The 15,072-nt window shown below is 70.0% G+C and carries 18 protein-coding genes and 1 pseudogene; 3 read left to right on the top strand and 16 right to left on the bottom strand.

The genetic code is table 11. The annotated features are described in order from the left end of the window. Window positions 1–170: 170 nt before the first annotated feature. Genes IF19_RS0134050 through IF19_RS0134030 form a run of 5 tightly spaced genes read right to left on the bottom strand, consistent with a single transcriptional unit; the run spans window position 171 to window position 5,669 of the window. Window positions 171–1,484 carry a DUF58 domain-containing protein gene (locus tag IF19_RS0134050; protein WP_030119650.1) on the bottom strand — a complete coding sequence of 438 codons (1,314 nt, stop codon included), beginning with the start codon at window positions 1,482–1,484 and terminating at the stop codon, window positions 171–173. 13 nt (window positions 1,485–1,497) lie between these two features. Then, window positions 1,498–2,526, bottom strand: coding sequence for an AAA family ATPase (locus IF19_RS0134045; RefSeq protein ID WP_030119649.1), 1,029 nt, complete (start codon window positions 2,524–2,526; stop codon window positions 1,498–1,500). Next, complete coding sequence (locus IF19_RS0134040) at window positions 2,523–3,773, bottom strand: DUF4350 domain-containing protein (protein ID WP_030119648.1); 1,251 nt, start codon at window positions 3,771–3,773, stop codon at window positions 2,523–2,525. The genes IF19_RS0134045 and IF19_RS0134040 overlap by 4 nt, the downstream gene beginning before the upstream one ends. Further along, window positions 3,770–4,462: a DUF4129 domain-containing protein gene (locus IF19_RS0134035; RefSeq protein ID WP_030122249.1), complete on the bottom strand. Its 693-nt coding sequence runs from the start codon at window positions 4,460–4,462 to the stop codon at window positions 3,770–3,772. The genes IF19_RS0134040 and IF19_RS0134035 overlap by 4 nt, the downstream gene beginning before the upstream one ends. A 4-nt stretch (window positions 4,463–4,466) precedes the next feature. Then, window positions 4,467–5,669 (bottom strand): DUF7847 domain-containing protein, encoded by a 1,203-nt coding sequence (locus IF19_RS0134030; protein WP_030119646.1) that lies wholly within the window; start codon window positions 5,667–5,669, stop codon window positions 4,467–4,469. Between the two features lie 140 nt (window positions 5,670–5,809). Between IF19_RS0134030 and mtnA the strand changes: the two genes are divergently transcribed. Continuing rightward, a complete protein-coding gene (gene mtnA, locus IF19_RS0134025; RefSeq protein WP_030119645.1) occupies window positions 5,810–6,952 on the top strand; it encodes an S-methyl-5-thioribose-1-phosphate isomerase in 1,143 nt (380 codons plus the stop codon). An 87-nt stretch (window positions 6,953–7,039) separates the two neighbouring features. On the opposite strand, the gene IF19_RS0134020 is transcribed toward mtnA, so the two are convergent. The 11 genes and pseudogenes from IF19_RS0134020 to IF19_RS0133970 all read right to left on the bottom strand — a co-directional run bounded on the left by IF19_RS0134020 (window position 7,040) and on the right by IF19_RS0133970 (window position 13,263). Further along, window positions 7,040–8,248 (bottom strand): tyrosine-type recombinase/integrase, encoded by a 1,209-nt coding sequence (locus tag IF19_RS0134020; RefSeq protein WP_030278115.1) that lies wholly within the window; start codon window positions 8,246–8,248, stop codon window positions 7,040–7,042. Beyond that, window positions 8,248–8,436, bottom strand: coding sequence for a helix-turn-helix domain-containing protein (locus IF19_RS0134015; RefSeq protein WP_030118376.1), 189 nt, complete (start codon window positions 8,434–8,436; stop codon window positions 8,248–8,250). Before IF19_RS0134015 ends, IF19_RS0134020 begins: the two co-directional genes overlap by 1 nt. 27 nt (window positions 8,437–8,463) lie before the next feature. Next, a complete protein-coding gene (gene repSA, locus IF19_RS0134010) occupies window positions 8,464–9,669 on the bottom strand; it encodes a replication initiator protein RepSA (RefSeq protein ID WP_282916638.1) in 1,206 nt (401 codons plus the stop codon). Window positions 9,670–9,671: 2 nt separating this feature from the next. Continuing rightward, on the bottom strand, window positions 9,672–9,866 hold the full coding sequence (locus tag IF19_RS0134005) for a hypothetical protein (RefSeq protein WP_030278113.1): 195 nt from the start codon (window positions 9,864–9,866) through the stop codon (window positions 9,672–9,674). 5 nt (window positions 9,867–9,871) lie between these two features. Then, on the bottom strand, window positions 9,872–10,057 hold the full coding sequence (locus IF19_RS0134000) for a hypothetical protein (protein ID WP_030278112.1): 186 nt from the start codon (window positions 10,055–10,057) through the stop codon (window positions 9,872–9,874). A 92-nt stretch (window positions 10,058–10,149) separates the two neighbouring features. Further along, window positions 10,150–10,476 (bottom strand): hypothetical protein, encoded by a 327-nt coding sequence (locus IF19_RS0133995; protein ID WP_030278111.1) that lies wholly within the window; start codon window positions 10,474–10,476, stop codon window positions 10,150–10,152. Between the two features lie 11 nt (window positions 10,477–10,487). Then, window positions 10,488–10,676, bottom strand: a complete 189-nt coding sequence (locus IF19_RS0133990; protein ID WP_030075804.1) for a mobile element transfer protein — start codon at window positions 10,674–10,676, stop codon at window positions 10,488–10,490. A 20-nt stretch (window positions 10,677–10,696) separates the two neighbouring features. Then, window positions 10,697–11,383, bottom strand: coding sequence for a DUF2637 domain-containing protein (locus IF19_RS0133985; protein WP_030278110.1), 687 nt, complete (start codon window positions 11,381–11,383; stop codon window positions 10,697–10,699). Window positions 11,384–11,463: 80 nt separating this feature from the next. Then, window positions 11,464–11,649 carry a hypothetical protein gene (locus tag IF19_RS0133980; RefSeq protein WP_030119675.1) on the bottom strand — a complete coding sequence of 62 codons (186 nt, stop codon included), beginning with the start codon at window positions 11,647–11,649 and terminating at the stop codon, window positions 11,464–11,466. An 86-nt stretch (window positions 11,650–11,735) separates the two neighbouring features. Beyond that, window positions 11,736–12,928 (bottom strand): annotated as a pseudogene (locus IF19_RS01000000135210) (FtsK/SpoIIIE domain-containing protein). Window positions 12,929–12,930: 2 nt separating this feature from the next. Continuing rightward, the gene (locus IF19_RS0133970; RefSeq protein WP_030278109.1) at window positions 12,931–13,263 is read right to left on the bottom strand and encodes an SCO3933 family regulatory protein; all 333 of its coding nucleotides are present in this window, start codon (window positions 13,261–13,263) and stop codon (window positions 12,931–12,933) included. A gap of 139 nt (window positions 13,264–13,402) precedes the next feature. On the opposite strand from IF19_RS0133970, the gene IF19_RS0133965 reads away from it, so the two are divergent. Further along, window positions 13,403–14,269, top strand: a complete 867-nt coding sequence (locus IF19_RS0133965) for a GntR family transcriptional regulator (protein ID WP_030112185.1) — start codon at window positions 13,403–13,405, stop codon at window positions 14,267–14,269. Further along, window positions 14,259–14,957, top strand: a complete 699-nt coding sequence (locus IF19_RS0133960) for an HAD family hydrolase (protein WP_050494096.1) — start codon at window positions 14,259–14,261, stop codon at window positions 14,955–14,957. Before IF19_RS0133965 ends, IF19_RS0133960 begins: the two co-directional genes overlap by 11 nt. Window positions 14,958–15,072 lie beyond the last annotated feature (115 nt).

The raw sequence follows: 15,072 nt of genomic DNA, 5'->3' as shown, positions 1-15,072 counted from the left end.
GATGGTACTGCAGGGGGGACCCTGTGGGAGAGTAGGACGCCGCCGAACAATCATTGTGGGGAAGCCCCGCACCTTATGGTGCGGGGCTTTTCTGCGTTCACCACTAGCCCCCCTTCCTGAGGGCTGACGCCGAAACGTCTCTGAGAGGCCGGGCCGTGGCCGGCAGCCCCTCAGAGACGACCTGCCGCCTTGAGAGCCAGGTATGCGTCGGCAAGCGCCGGAGCGAGATTGTCGGGCGCGGCATCCACCACGACAACCCCATGGCGGCGGAGCCTGTCAGCCGTGCGGCGACGTTCCGCCCGAGCCTGGCCGGCGGCTGCCGCGTCATACACCGAGCCCACTGTCCCTCGTCCCGCGGCCATCCCGTCGATACGCGGGTCGGAGACCGCCGCCAGGACAACCGTGTGGCGCTGGGTGAGCTGGGGCAGCACCGGCAGGAGCCCCTCCTCGATGGGGGCGGCGTCCAGAGTGGTGAGGAGGACGATCAGCGAACCGCGCGGGGCATCGGCGAGGGCTGCCTTGCTGAGGCCGCGGGCGTCCGTCTCGACAAGTTGAGGTTCCAGCGTGGCCAGGGAGTCGATGACGGTCGCCAGCACACTGCCCGTCGCTATCCGGCCGTGCACTCTGGCTCGGACCTTGCGGTCGTAGGCGAGAAGGCTCATACGGTCGCCTGCCCGGGTGGCGAGAGCGGTCAGAAGAAGCGTGGCGTCCAACGAGGCGTCCAAGCGAGGGACGTCGCCCACCCGGCCTGCGGACGTTCGCCCGGTGTCGAGCACGATCAGAATGTGCCGGTCCCGTTCCGGACGCCAGGTGCGTACCGCGACGGTCGACTGGCGTGCGGTGGCCCGCCAGTCGATGGAGCGAGTGTCGTCCCCCGGGACGTAGGCACGCAGGCTGTCGAATTCCGTGCCCTCGCCGCGAGTCAGGACGCTGGTGCGGCCGTCGAGTTCCCTGAGCCGGGCGAGTCGGGACGGCAGATGCTTGCGGCTGGTGAACGGCGGCAGAACCCGCACGGTCCACGGGGCGCGGTGTTCCCCCTGGCGTGCTGCGAGGCCGAGTGGCCCGTACGAGCGGATCGTGATGCGTTCGGCCTGCCGGTCGCCACGTCGCGTGGGACGCAGGACGGTCACCAGGCGGCGCTGTTCCCCGGCCGGAATCGTCAGCGTGTGCCGGGAGGCGCGACGTTCCGAGCCCGGGACCCAACTGCTCGGCGGCCAGGCGTCCCGTACCTGGGCGCGCAGGCGCCGACGGGACGTGTTCGTCACTGTCAGTTGCACGTGCGCCGCGTCACCGAGTCGAACGGATGTGTCGCCGGATCGAGTGAACCGAAGCGTGCGCACTGGCGCTGCCAGGGCGTAGTCGCAGAGAATTGCCAGGGAGAGCGGTGCATTGATCGCAAGCATCCCTGTCCAGCTTGGGGCGAGGATGCCTACGGGGAGTGACCCCAGAGCGGCCAGCAGAGCTGTTCGTCCGGTGAGGGCCATGGTGGTCACCGCCTCATCGGGGTACGGGGACGTGAGCGAGCACCGAGGTGATGACGGAGTCGGGGGTGACTCCTTCCATTTCTGCCTCGGGCCGCAGGTGGATGCGATGACGGAGCGTGGGAAGCGCAAGGGCCTTCACGTCGTCCGGGATGACATAGTCCCGGCCGGTCAGCCAGGCCCAGGCGCGGGCGGTCGAGAGCAGTGCGGTGGCTCCTCGGGGAGAGACGCCGAGGGTGAGTGAGGGGGATTCGCGTGTGGCACGGCAGATATCCACGACATAGCCGGCGATCTCGGGGGAGACGGTCGTCTTGGCGACGGCTTCGCGTGCCGCCTCCAGATGGGCCGGTCCGGCGACCGGACCCACTCCGGCGGCCTGGAGATCGCGCGGGTTGAACCCCTCGGCATGGCGGGTGAGGACATCGATCTCGTCCTGCCGCGAGGGCAGCGGGACCGTCAGCTTGAGCAGGAAGCGGTCGAGCTGGGCTTCGGGGAGGGGATAGGTGCCCTCGTATTCGACGGGGTTCTGGGTGGCGGCGACGAGGAAGGGCTCGGGCAGGGCCTTCGGCTTTCCGTCGACGGTGACCTGCCGTTCCTCCATCGCTTCGAGGAGGGAGGACTGGGTCTTGGGAGGGGTGCGGTTGATCTCGTCTGCGATCAGCAGGTTGGTGAAGACGGGGCCGGGCTGAAAGGAGAACTCGGCGGTGCGCGCGTCGTAGACCAGGGAGCCCGTGACGTCGCTGGGCATCAGATCCGGGGTGAACTGGACCCGTTTGGTGTCGAGTTCGAGTGATGCGGCGAGAGCGCGGACAAGCAGGGTTTTGGCGACGCCGGGCACCCCTTCGAGCAGTACGTGACCCCGGCAGAGCAGTGCGACGACGAGCCCGGTGACGGCGGGGTCCTGGCCGACGACGGCCTTGGCGATCTCGGAGCGCAGGGCCTCCAGGGACGCGCGGGCGCTGTCGGACGGCTCCGATTCCATGGAGTCCACCACGGCCGCCGCGGGCTCCGTCGGCTCGGCCGGCTCAGGGGTCGGGGCGCTCATGAAGTGCGTACCTCTCTTTCGAGGGCGTCGAGTTGATCGGCAAGGAGGACCAGAGCGGCATCGGTGGACGGATCCGTACCGAAGAGCAGCGCGTTCAGGTCGTGGTCCGGCGAGGAGATGCGCGCGGACAGGGCGGGGAGGAGGACGCCGGGGGTGTGCGCGTCACGGGCGGGCACACCGGCGAGGGGTGCGAGGCGGGTGCGGGTGGCGTCGCGGAGGGCGTCGGCCGCCCGTCCGCGGGCCTTGGCCTTGCGGTAGAGGAGGGACCGGCCCTCGGCGGATTCGGAGGCGCGGATGGCCACCGGAAGCCGTTCCGCGACGAGGGGGCCGAGTCGCCGGCCGCGCCAGACGGCGGCGAGGACGGCGGCCAGGGCGAGCTGCGCCGTCGCCCAGACCCAGCCGGAGGGGACGAGATCGAGGAAGCTGCTGCCCTCGGCTGCCTCGTTCCTTGAGCCGTCCTCCGACGGGTCGTCGGTCTCGCTGCCGGGCGTGCCGCCATCGGTTGTCGCGGATGGATCGCTGAGAGAGGGGAGGTACCAGACGAGATGGGGTCGGGAGCCGAGGAGTTGAAGGGCGAGCGAGGCATTGCCCTGCTGGTCGAGGCGCTCGTTGTGGAGGAGGAGGGGGGAGCCGAGGATGACGGTGTCGCCCTCCGCTCCGGTCGGGAGGACGACCAGGCTGGGGTGGCCCGCGCTCGGATAGCAGGTGAGGGCTGCGGGGTTCCGCGTCGTGTAGCGGACGCCGCCCATGTGCGCTGTGCCGGCCCGTCGGGCGGCAGGGAGTTCGCATGCCGGGGCGAGGGCACTGACGGCTTGATGCTGCTCGGTGTGCACGCCGGGGGCGAGTCGGCTCGTGGCCGCGGGGCCCGGGGCGATCAGCAGCGTGCGTCCTGCGGATGCGGAGGTCGCCCCGTCGAGGCGGAGCTGCTGCGACCTGGTCAGGAGATTGGGGCCGGCGACCAGGAGCGTGGTGTCGGGCCCTACGGCGGCGGTGGCCTCGTCGAGGGTGGTGGCGACGGTGACGGATATGCCGCGTGCCTTGAGGAGTTCGGCGACGGCGCGGCTCCCCTGGGGATCTGCGGAGCGGGGGTCGAGTTGGCCGTGGTTCGTCCCGGTCTGGACGGCGGCGAACGTGACGCCGGCGACGACGAGGATGAGGACGGCTGCCAGGGCGCCTCGGGCGCGGGTCCAGAGCTGGCCGGGCGTGGCAGCTGTGGAGGTGGGGGAGGCGGTGGTCGCCGCGGTCATCCGGTGGCTCCTCGGGACGTTCCGGGCAGCAGCGGCTTGGCCTCGTCCAGTTCGAGGTCGAGGGTGCGCAGGGCCAGGTACGCGGTCTGGTCCGCGGTGCGGCCCCCGTACGTCACGTCGTCGAAGCTCCGGGCGGCGGCGCGCAGTCGGGGCGCGTGCTCGGGGAGCACGTGGCCCGCGGCCGCCGCGGCTTCGTCCGCGGTACGGCCGGGGCGGGGCTCCAGCAGGGCGCGCTCCTCCAGGGAGCGGACGATGGCGCGCATGCGTTCCTGGGCGGCCTCGGTCCAGCGGAGGGCCGCGGCGTGCGTTTCGGCCGCGGAGCGGTGCTGGGCGGCGCTGCGGGGGCCGTCGCTGTCGAAGAGCGCGTCCGCGCTCCGGGGGATGCGCTCCGGGGTTCCGAGCCGCCACCAGAGGGCGGCGCCCAGACCGATGAGGAGGACGACCAGGACGATGAGTCCGGCCGGCCCGCCGGGGGCGGCGCCCGCGGCCGCGTCGAATATCCCGGCGACCCAGTCCCAGAACTCGTTCAGGGCGCGCTGGAAGAAGTTCGGATCGTTCTCGTGGTACATCGGCTTGGACAGTTCGCTCTCGGCCGCCTCCCGTGCGGGGAGGCGTGGCGTGTCCACGGGTATGCCGCCCGCCGCGCCGTCGGCCCGTGCCGTGATGATGATGCCCCCCGCCCCCGACACCGCATCAGCTCCTGTGGTTCTCGCCGTAGCCGGGAAGGCCCGCGGCCCGTGCGAGGTCGAGGTCGAGAGCTTCGCGGCGGATGCGCTGGTCCACGTAGAGCAGAGCCGTCACGCCGCCGAAGAACGGGTAGACCAGCGTGGAGATGATCACATCGCCGATGCCCGTGACGATGAGGAAGGGCCACCCGGAGGCGGTGCCGCCGCCTTCGAGGAGCTCGCTGAGGCTGGTTCCGTCGGCGATGACGGCGATGGCGGCGAAGGGCACGGAGACGATCATGCTCATCAGAAGGATGATCAGCTGGCTCAGTACGAGGACGCCGAAGGTGCGCCACCAGGCGCCGCGGACCAGCTTGACCGACCTGCGCAGTGCCGCGACGACGCCTTGCCGCTCCAGTACGAGTGCGGGGACGGAGAGGGAGAAGCTCACCCACAGCCAGGGGACGAGGACGCAGGCCGCGAGGGAGCCGAGGAGGGCCAGCGCCGCGCCGGCGCCGGAGCCCAGCAGCAGTCCGGGGCCGATGCACACAGCCATGGCGGCGACGATGGCCAGGGGCAGCAGCAGAGCCAGCCCGGCCAGAGGGAGGAGCCGCGGGCGGACCTCGGCCCAGGTGTCGGAGAGCGTGGTGGTCCTGCCCAGCACGGAGCGGCTGACGACCACGGCGACGACCGCTGCGGTGAAGAGCGTGCCGATCATCGTGAGGAAGGCGACCGGAGTCATGGAGACCAAGGTCGACCGGGCGGAGTCGGACGCCTGGCGGAGGGCTTCGGTGCCGGTGGCGTTCGGGTCGACGGAGGTGGGCTTCGGCAACAGGTAGCGCTGCATGAGTGTGAGCGCGATCTGGGTGACGACCGCTATCCCGAGGCTGAAACCGAGCGCGGTACGCCAGTGGGCGCGCAGCGCGGAGACGGAGCCGTCGAGGATCTCGCCGAGGCTGAGCGGACGGAGCGGAATGATGCCGGGCTTCGCGGCCGGCGGGGGCGCTGCCCAGCCCTGGTGCGGCCCGCCGCCCCGGCCGGGTGCGGGAGGCCGTGCTCCGCGGCCGCCGGAGTCGCTCGGTGGGGACCACTGCCCGGGAGGAGGCTGTTCGGAGGACCACTGTCCCGTCCGGCCGCTTCCGTCCTGCGGGTCGGAGGGGCGGGGGACCGCCGTCTCCTTGCCGTCGGAGGCGGCAGATCCGGGCGACGCCCAGCCCGGAGAGTCGTTCATTCTCGCTCCTTCACCGTCCTGACCGCTCATCGGGGCGGCAGGTTGCCAGCCATCGTGCCACGCGTCGGTTCGGGGCGGACCGGCCGCTCCGTCTCCTTCGCACCTTCATATGCGGGGTGCTCACCGGGCAGACTGGAGGGATGGCTGATCTGGACGCGCAAACGCCGGCAGGCTACGAGCCTCCCGCGCTCTCCGTACTCCGCTGGGACGAGCCCCCGGAGGGTCCCGTTCTGGTGCTTCTCGACCAGACGCGGTTGCCCGCTGAGGAGGTCGAGCTGGTGTGCACGGACGTCCCCGCGTTGGTGGGGGCCATCCAGACCCTGGCGGTACGAGGAGCCCCGCTGCTCGGGATCGCCGGGGGGTACGGGGTGGCGCTGGCGGCGGCCCGTGGCTACGACGTGGCGGAGGCAGCCGGTCTGCTGGAACGCGCGCGGCCCACCGCGGTGAACCTCGCGTACGGCGTGCGCCGGGTGGCGGCGGCCTACGCGGAAGCGGCGGGGAAGGGGGTCGAGGAGCAGGCGGCGGCCGCGGCGGCGCTGACCGAGGCGCGGGCCCTGCATCGGGAGGACGCGCAGGCCAGCGGGCGTATGGCGGAGTACGGAGAGGCGCTGCTGGAGGAGCTGATGCCCGGCCGCGGGTACCAGTTGCTGACCCACTGCAACACCGGGGCGCTGGTCTCCGGGGGTGAGGGGACGGCGTTCGCCGTGGCCCTGCGGGTGCACCGGCAGGGGCGGCTGCGGCGGTTGTGGGTGGATGAGACGCGTCCGCTGCTCCAGGGGGCGCGGCTGACCGCGTACGAGGCGGCCCGCAACGGTCTGGCGTACAGCCTGCTGACGGACAACGCGGCGGGGTCGCTGTTCGCGGCGGGTGAGGTCGACGCAGTGCTCATAGGCGCCGACCGCATCGCCGCGGACGGTTCGGTGGCCAACAAGGTGGGGAGCTACCCGCTGGCGGTGCTCGCGAAGTACCACCATGTGCCGTTCATCGTGGTGGCGCCGACGACGACCGTGGACCTGGAGACGCCGGACGGCGCTTCGATCATCGTCGAGCAGCGTTCCGGGCGGGAAGTGACGGAGATCACTCCGTCGCGGAGTGTGCCGGGCGGTGACCGGGGCGGGCGGGCGCTCGCACCCCTGGGGGCCCCGGCGTACAACCCGGCTTTCGACGTCACGCCGCCGGAGCTGATCACAGCGATCGTCACCGAGGAGGGCGCGATTTCCCCGGTCACGGGGGTCGGACTGGCCGAGCTGTGTGCCAGGTCATCGCAGGTAACGATTGGCTAATGGGATGATGTCGGCTCAAACGCCGAAAACGGCCCCCCGACCTGCGGCGATGTGCAGAGCGAGGGGCCGTGACCTCTATCAGCTACATCAGTCGGTCTCCATCTGGGGCCGGGCGACCTCCAGCGACCGGATGCGCGCCGGCTGCCGCAACAGACGGTCGAGCGCGCTCACAGCCTCGATCACATCAGGGTCCAGAGCCTCAGCGTAGATGTCCAGCGTCGTCGCGATTCGGCTGTGCCGCAGAATGGCCTTGATGACCCGAGGGTGAGCCTTCAAGTGCACCAGGAGCGTGCCGCAGGACTTCCGCAGCCCCTTGAGGTTCATCTTCCCCAGACCCGCGACCCTCAAGATCCGCTGCATGGTCAGGTAGAGGTTCGAGGCCAACAGCGGGTGCCCGGTCCGCGAGATGAACACGTGCTGGTCCGGGTCCTCGAACCACGGACGGCCCTGCGCGAGAGCGCGCTCGCGCAGCATCGCAGTCCGCATCCGAGTCCACCGCAGCGGAGCGATGCACTGCCGAGGAAGCGGCAACGCAGCCTTCGAGGTCTCCGTCTTCAACGACAGATCGATCGTGCCGGCGCTGGAACGCTGGCGCTGCTGCTCGACCCAGAGCACCCGGTTGTCCAGGTCGATGTTCACCCAGCGAAGGCCGCACACCTCTGCTCGGCGCAGACCGAGCAGGCAGATGAGCAGGAAAGCCGGGTAGTACACCGTCATCCGCCGAGCGGCGGCCAAGAACCGCAGCACGGTGACGGCGTCCCAGCTCTTGCCGCTGTCGACGGGGGCCCGCACATGCACGAGCTTGGCCACGTTCCGCGTCAGGCCGATGTCCTCGACCATCGCAGCCGTCAGAGACGCCGAGAGCACCCGCAGAGCCTGCCGGGCGGTCTTGGCACCCTTGTCCTCCGCAAGCCGCTGTACGACCCCGCGCAGCTCCTTCACGCCCAGCTTCAGCATGACTTTGGAGCCCAGACGCGGCCGAAGGTGATTCCGAACCGCCTGCTCGTAGGTCTCGTAGCTCTTCGGCTTCAGGTTCGGCTTGACGATCACCTCCAACCAGTAGTCGAACCACTGCCCCAGAGTCATGTCCCGGGTCGGCGTGGGGATCCCGCCGGCTGCCCTGTCGAGGAGGTCTCGACGCTTCCGGTCGCACTCGTCGAAGGTCTTGCCGTACGCGTACTTGCGCTTCGTCGTGCCGTCAGGCTGGAGAACGTACACAGCCGCCTGATACCGGCCGTCCGACCGCAAGGTCACCGTCCCGGACCCGTTGGGGTTGCGCTTGCGCTGGGAAGGCATCAGGCGGCTTCCTCGATCTCGTTGACGATGAAGTCCCGCACGGCATCGGCGGGAATGCGCCGGGCCCGGCCGATGGTGATGGAGACCAGCCGGCGGGAGCGAATCAGGTCGTAGACGGTGGAGCGTCCGAGCTTCAACCGCGCCATGACCTCGGGCACGGTGAGGAGTTCGGCGGTGGCGGTGGTCACGATGCGGCTCCTTCCAGCCCGAGTTGGTCATCCAGTTCCGCCCGGTGTTCGCGGGCGGTTGACCTGTCGGAGGGCGCCGAGGGTGGTGGAGTAGGCGCGGGATTTGGTGGAGAAGTGGCCGCGGAAGCCGAGCATGTGGGCCCAGTCGCGGAGCTTGCGCTCCGGGTAGGCGTGATGAAGGTCCAGGCAGGCCTGGATCAGCCGGCGCGGGTGCTCAGGCACGTCGAGGTGAACCAGGGCTTCCTTGTTGCCGACCCGGTGGTCAACGGTGCCGGTGGTCTCGGCGGCTTTGGTGGCGTATTTGGCGACGTAGGAGGCGACGGCTTGTTCGGTGAGGTCTTCGCCGTTGCCGAACGCGCCGATGGGCTGCACGTCGAGTTGCGTGCCCCACCGCAGCGTCCAGCCTTCGGTGATCCCGGCTTCCGGGTTTGCCGGCACGTCGACTGCGACGCGGGCGGCGGCGGCGCGGATCGCGTCGTCCAGGAGGTCATGGGTGGCCCAGGCCGGGGGTGGGGTGTCCGGGCCGTCGGGTCCGTCGAAGCGGATCACGGCGTGGAAGTGGACGGCTCCGCGCTTCTGGTACTCCGCGACCTTGCCGAAGGACACCTTGGACTGTTCGCGGGCGGCTTTCTGGGTGAGTCCGGCGCGGCGGGCGATTTCGCGGCGGAGGTAGATCGTGAAGTAGCGCCAGAGGTCGGAGGCGTGGTTGTTCCACAGCACCGCCCCCGCGTAGTCGTAGGTGTCCGGGGCGAGGGGCGTGCCCAGCTCCGGCGCGTCCTCGGGGTGCCGAACACCGCAGCGGCAGGTGCGGTTGCCTGGCCGGTTGTGGACCGGGCCGAAAGACGGGGCCGTCAGAGTGGCGAAGACCCGGGGGTGGTCCCGGATCGTGGTCGGGGTGCCTTTGTCGGGGTCGCCGGTGAGTCCGGCGCGGATGAGGTGGTAGGTGTCGCCTGCGTAGGTCCAGGCGCAGGCGGGGCAGCGGGAGGCGCGGCGGTTGCCGCAGGCGATCCGTAACCGGCCGCCGGGCTCGGTGTCGGTCGAGTAGTGGTGGAGCAGGGTGCCGGTGGTGCGGTCGATGGTTTTGGTGGCGCCGGTGAGGTGGATGGGCTGGGAGCAGCCGCCGGTGCGGCGGAGTTGTTCGGTGAGGCGGTCGAAGCCGGGAGACCCGGCCACCCGGAGCAGATCGCCCAGGGTGGCCGGGTCCAGGCCCGCCGCGGTCGCAGCGGTGGTCATGGTCAGCGTCCCGTCCGGTTGTGGGCGGAGCCGTGGTTCGCGGTGTAGCCCTCGACCAGGGCCTTGACCTGGTTGTCACCGGTGGCGGTTGCGGTGGCGCCGCAGTGGCAGACGGCCGAGCCGGTGGCGGGGGTGTTCGGGGAGGGCTTGCTGACGTGGAGGCCGGGGCGGTCCGGGGTGGGGGTCAGGTCGGCCATGGCTCTCAGGCCCCGATCCGGGTGTGGGCGCGGGCGGCGGTGGTGGTGTGGCCGGTGCCGCGGCAGGCGGGGCAGTTCGCGGTGATGGTCTTGCGCTGCCCATCGGCGGTGCGGGTGCCGGTGGTGATGGTGACGGTGGGGAAGCCGTCGCAGTGGCCGCAGATCGGCCGGGGCGGGGTGTACTGGGGCATGATGGGAGCTCCCTTTCGGGTCCGTTGGATCTGGAAGTGGTTGGGCTCCCGGGGCGGCGGAAACTTGGCGGTTGAGGCCGCCCCGGGGGCTGTTAGCGGTTGTTCGGGCGGTTGAGCAGCGAGCGCAGGACCACGGCGCAGATCGCGACGGACGCGGCGGTGATCGCGGTCGCGAGGAGCATCGAGACCAGGACCGTGCCGACTACCAGGACCACGGCGGTGCCCCCGGCGGCGGCGACGAGGAGCGATCCCGGGGTGAGCTGAACGGCCGGCCGGGAGACCGGAGCAGCCGGAACGGGCGCCGGGGCAGTGGTGTGGCAGGTGCAGGCCGGAGCGTGGGTGATGCCTGTCAGCGGCTGGACGAGGGACGTGCCCGCGGTAGGGGCGGTGTCCGGCGGCGGGATCTTCGGGGTGAACACGGTTCCTCCTGTCAGGGGTTGCAGCGGTGGGTGCGGGCGGCAAGTTCGGCGGCGGAGCGGTTGAGGTAGTCGGCGGAGAAGTTGCAGCCGGGTGCCGTGCAGGCGGCGGTGTGCTTCGTCCGCCCGCGGCCGTCGTGGTGAGTGCCGACCTGAACGGGGCCGACGCGGAGCACGTTCGTGAAGCGGTTCGGGCGCGCCATGACATGAACCTCCTTATGGATTAGGCGAGTTGCGTGGAAATGGCGTCTGCGAGGGGCGCGGGGACGCCGAGGCGGGCGCGCAGGGTGGCGGAGTCGATCCGGCTGCCGGTGGTGGCGTGGTAGGAGTCGGCCAGCTTCCGGGCGTGGTCCAGGAGGGCCGGAGGAACGGCCACGGCCGGAGCGGACTCCGGAGCCGGAGCAGGTGCCGCGGCTTCCTCTGGAGCAGGCGTGGGCGGCAGTTCGGGGGCCGGTTCGGGAGCCCGCTCCACGGTCACGTCCGGGACCGGTTCGGCGGCCGGAGCAGCCGGCGGTGCGGCAGCCGGAGCGGGGTCCGGTTCGCTGGGCGCGGTGGTGGGGGTGTGGACGAGGAGGGTTCCGCCGAGGAAGGCCAGGGCGGGCCAGCCGGCGACGAGGATGCGCAGCCAGTCGGGAACGTCGTTGAGGTCGAGGAGTCCGGCGGTGGCGACGTTCGCACCGAGCGACGCGGCGAGAGCGATGATGAACCAGGCCCAGGCGGCGCGGTTGTCGGCGGTCACGCGCATGCGCCGCCAGGCCGCGACCAACAGGAGATCGACGCTGACGGGGTAGGCCCAGGCTTTCCAGCCGTCCTGACCTGCCGCTTCGGCCAGGTCATGCAGGTGCGCGAAGGACAGGGCACCGGCGATGACGGCCTGGATGAGTACGGCGTCGATTCGGATGCGGGACACGGGGGTCACCTCCTTTCAGGGGTGGGCCGGTGCCGGGCGGGGATTGGGCCGCCGCCGGGCACCGGGGCGAGGAGGGGGGTTCAGGCGTCGGGGGCGGTGCCGGAGCCGAGGCAGTTGAGGCAGATGCCGTCCTGCTGGCCGACCGGGCGGCGCTTGCGTCCGACGCGGACCGTGGCGGCGACCATCCCGGACCCGTCGCACGGCGAGCAGACAACCGGCGCGGGCGGGGTGTTCTTCGGGGGCTTGGTGGTCCGTCGGGTGGCCATGGCGGTGGTTCCTTCCGGTTCCGGGCATGGGCGGGTAGGGACCCGGCGCGAAGCAGTCACGCCAACTGGGCTTATAGGGAGGGGAGTTAGCCGGTTGCCGGGCGAGGCTTGAGGAGCGGTGAGCCCGGGGCCGGGGCGGCGGAGACGGCCGGACGGAACGGTGCCAGAGCGGCAAGGTGCGGGGTGAGGTGCGCGTACTCGTGGCAGATGGCCACGGCTTGGGCGGGGGTCATGGCGGGGGGGCGGATGCGGGACCAGCCGCCGGAGGAGTCCCCGGCCACCGCGACGCCCGGGCGGTCGGGGGCGATGGTGGTGGCGGCGAAGACCGCTTCGGGGGCGATGTCCCCGAGCGCCATTTCGGCGGTCTGCTTGTCGTTGACCCGGTGCACCACACGCCCGGTGAGCTGAGCTCGCAGGGCGGTGGCGCCCTTGCCGAGGTCGGAGCCGAAGCGCTGCCCGCAGACTTCCAGGAAGATCCCGACCGCGCGGGCCATCTGCGCGAGTCGGATCATCCGCATCACCATCCGGTCCCGGCGTTCCTCGTCCTTCTTCACAGCGACGAGGAACAGCTCCGCGACCTCGTCGACCAGGACGACCAGCGGCACCGGACGCACCTTCGCAGGCAGACCCCACAGGCCCGAGACACCATGAGCACTGAGGAGGTCGAACCGGTCTTCCATCTCACCCACAAGGGCTTCCAGCAGTCCGTCAGCCTCGTCCGGGGTGATGGCCAGGGCGGAGAGGCGGGGTGCGTAGCCGCGCTGTTCCACCCCGCGCTTGCAGTCGATGCCGATCAGCCCGACCGGGAGCTTGGCGAGACCGGAGATGAGGTTGCGCTGATACATCGACTTGCCCGACTGGTTCGCACCGACCGTCAGGGCGTGCGGGACCTTCTGGTAGTCCCGGACGAACGCCATACCGTCCTCCCGCAAGGCGACCGGCACGACCAGCGGGCCGGCGGTCGTGTTGCGCGGGAGCCGGCGGGGCATCTTCACGCGGCGCAGCACGTCATAGCCGGTCATCCGCAGTTCCACGAACCCCGGCGCTGGACTTCCTGCCGGGCCACGTTGCGGACCATGAACGCCCGCAGACGGGACGGCTGGACCGTCAGCCCGCACACATCCATCGTCGCCCGGTACGTGAGCGTGAATCGGACCCGGGCGACCGGGGCACCGACCAGCGACCAGAACACCCGAGGGGAGTGGGCCTTCGCGTAGCCGAGGCCGCCGGCGGCCGATAAGGCCCCCGCCACCTCGATCACCGTGGACAGGTCCGACATGATCAGGCCCCCAGCGGGGTCACAGCGACCGCGCGGAACGAAATGCCGTGCCGGGTCTGACCGTTGAACGTGTTCTCCCAGTCCCGGGCCTTGAGCCCGACGACCGTGACCGGGGTGCCGGGGGCCAGGTTCTCCGGGACGCCCGTGTTCGGCACGGTCACCTGGTACAGGTTGCCCTCACCCTCGTCCGCGACCAGCAGGCCCACCGTCGCGAGCGGGGCACCGGTCTCCCGGTCGATGGCGATCTCGCCGGTCTGCTTGCTCACGAGCTTCGGCGTCGGAGACGTCGCCACGAACACAACAGCGGTCGAAGTGTCGATCTTGAAGGACGGCATGGGATTGCTCCTCTGACAGAGGTGACTGACTTGGCTAGCCTTCTTGGCTGCATGACTAACGTAAGCAACATGGCTAGTCATGTCAACACCTGGCTATCCTGGCTGTCCCAATGTCGGAGCTTCCGCGTACCATCGCCTTATGACCTTCGTCCCCGATCCCCTTGACCCAGACGACGACCGACCGCCCTACGAGCAGGTTGCGAGCAGCCTCGGAGCAGCGATCAGGACACGGAAGATCGCCCCAGGCGGGAAGCTGCCGTCGCAGAAGGAGTTGACGGAGCACTACGGGTTCGCGCGCGCGACCATCCAGCGTGCTCTGCGGGATCTCGAAGATGAGGGGTTGGTGGTCTCTCGCAAGGGCAGCGGAGTCTTCGCCCGCAACCGAACGGAACGGCCGGCAGGGCTCCGCCCCTACGTCGAGCAGGCGTTCGCCGCCACCGACGTCACCATCGACTTCGCCGGGTTCTCCAGTGAGACCCTGCACGGTGCCCTGCAAGAGCCGTTGGACAAAATCCGTATTGGCAGGCTGACGCCCTCCAGCATCAAGGTCCGCATACTCGTTCCGGATATGGCAGTTCCCCAGGCTGCCCCGGTCCGTCGCGAGGACTGCGGTGACGACGAACGGCTCCGCTTGCGCATGCACGAGATCATGACCGGATATGCGCGCAGCATCCGAGACTCAATGGCGGAGCTGAGTCACCTAGGCCTAGTGCCTGACACGACCGTCGATGTTCGGGTGCACAGCGGCACGCAGTTCTTCAAGTTGTACGTGATCAACGGAGCGGACGCGTTCTTCGGGTACTACCCGATCAAACCCAACAAGGTCGTGGCTCAAGGGGAGCCGGTCGAGATTTATGACCTGGTCGGGAAGGACACGGTTCTCTTCCATCACTCCGTGAACGACGGTGAATCGTCCAGCGGCACGCAGCAGGTCCAGCAGGCCAGCATGTGGTTCGACAGTGTATGGAACACCATCGCGAGGGGATTCGATCTCGATGGACACTGACGACCTGAACGCGGCATTCGCCGGAGCCTCGGTGGTGCTGTTCGACTTCGACGGCCCTATCTGTGATGTCTTCGCGGGGCGTCCGGCGGACCAGGTTGCAAGGGATCTCTCTAAGCTTGCAGCCGAAGGTAACCCGGAGCTGGAAGGGAAGTTGTCCGGCATCGATGACCCTCTAGAGGTCCTGCGGCTGACGCACGAAGCGGATGATGCCGCTGGACTGGCGATCGAGAGGGCGCTCACGACGGCCGAGGTGGAGGCTGTAGGGGTGGCTGGAGATCCGGTTTCCGGAGCCGTTGCCTCACTGGAGGCAGTTCGAGCGTCTGGCAGGGGGGCGGCTGTCGTGAGTAACAACTCTGCGGAAGCTGTGAGGGCGTTCCTTGATCGACATGGGTTGTCGGAACACGTGCTCACGATCGTTGGAAGGCCCGAAGGGCATCCGGAGCTGATGAAGCCGAACCCTCACTCGCTGATCGCAGCGGCTGAACGTCTGGACGTTGACGTCTCCTTGTGCGCCTTGATCGGCGACTCGCTGACAGACATCCAGGCCGCCCACGCGATCGGCAGTGCAGCCATCGGCTTCGCCAACAAACCGCGCAAGCACCAACTCTTCGTCGAGGCAGGAGCCGAAGCCGTTACCGACTCCATGCAAGCCATCGCCCAGGCGATCAGCCCCCAGCCGGGCACCTGACTGCTCACGTCTCCCGGAGTTGTTACAGGTTTCTCTACCTCATCAAGGCACCCGGCTGCGCTCCGCTCCGCCGGGCGCGCTTCCCGGCTCTGGCTGCGCCCGCGCTCCTGCCTTC

The sequence above is a fragment of the Streptomyces californicus genome (genome assembly GCF_000717645.1).
GTDB classification, from domain to species: Bacteria; Actinomycetota; Actinomycetes; order Streptomycetales; family Streptomycetaceae; genus Streptomyces; species Streptomyces californicus.
The sequence above is the reverse complement of the archived record's forward strand: the minus strand, read 5'-3'. Positions and strand labels throughout refer to the sequence as shown.

Bases quoted from the DNA above. Each gene is read 5' to 3' on its own strand.
- IF19_RS0134050 (WP_030119650.1), bottom strand. From the start codon at position 1,484: ATGGCCCTCACCGGACGAACAGCTCTGCTGGCCGCTCTGGGGTCACTC.
- IF19_RS0134045 (WP_030119649.1), bottom strand. From the start codon at position 2,526: ATGAGCGCCCCGACCCCTGAGCCGGCCGAGCCGACGGAGCCCGCGGCG.
- IF19_RS0134040 (WP_030119648.1), bottom strand. From the start codon at position 3,773: ATGACCGCGGCGACCACCGCCTCCCCCACCTCCACAGCTGCCACGCCC.
- IF19_RS0134030 (WP_030119646.1), bottom strand. From the start codon at position 5,669: ATGAACGACTCTCCGGGCTGGGCGTCGCCCGGATCTGCCGCCTCCGAC.
- mtnA (WP_030119645.1), top strand. From the start codon at position 5,810: ATGGCTGATCTGGACGCGCAAACGCCGGCAGGCTACGAGCCTCCCGCG.
- IF19_RS0134020 (WP_030278115.1), bottom strand. From the start codon at position 8,248: ATGCCTTCCCAGCGCAAGCGCAACCCCAACGGGTCCGGGACGGTGACC.
- repSA (WP_282916638.1), bottom strand. From the start codon at position 9,669: ATGACCACCGCTGCGACCGCGGCGGGCCTGGACCCGGCCACCCTGGGC.
- IF19_RS0134005 (WP_030278113.1), bottom strand. From the start codon at position 9,866: ATGGCCGACCTGACCCCCACCCCGGACCGCCCCGGCCTCCACGTCAGC.
- IF19_RS0134000 (WP_030278112.1), bottom strand. From the start codon at position 10,057: ATGCCCCAGTACACCCCGCCCCGGCCGATCTGCGGCCACTGCGACGGC.
- IF19_RS0133990 (WP_030075804.1), bottom strand. From the start codon at position 10,676: ATGGCGCGCCCGAACCGCTTCACGAACGTGCTCCGCGTCGGCCCCGTT.
- IF19_RS0133980 (WP_030119675.1), bottom strand. From the start codon at position 11,649: ATGGCCACCCGACGGACCACCAAGCCCCCGAAGAACACCCCGCCCGCG.
- IF19_RS0133970 (WP_030278109.1), bottom strand. From the start codon at position 13,263: ATGCCGTCCTTCAAGATCGACACTTCGACCGCTGTTGTGTTCGTGGCG.
- IF19_RS0133965 (WP_030112185.1), top strand. From the start codon at position 13,403: ATGACCTTCGTCCCCGATCCCCTTGACCCAGACGACGACCGACCGCCC.
- IF19_RS0133960 (WP_050494096.1), top strand. From the start codon at position 14,259: ATGGACACTGACGACCTGAACGCGGCATTCGCCGGAGCCTCGGTGGTG.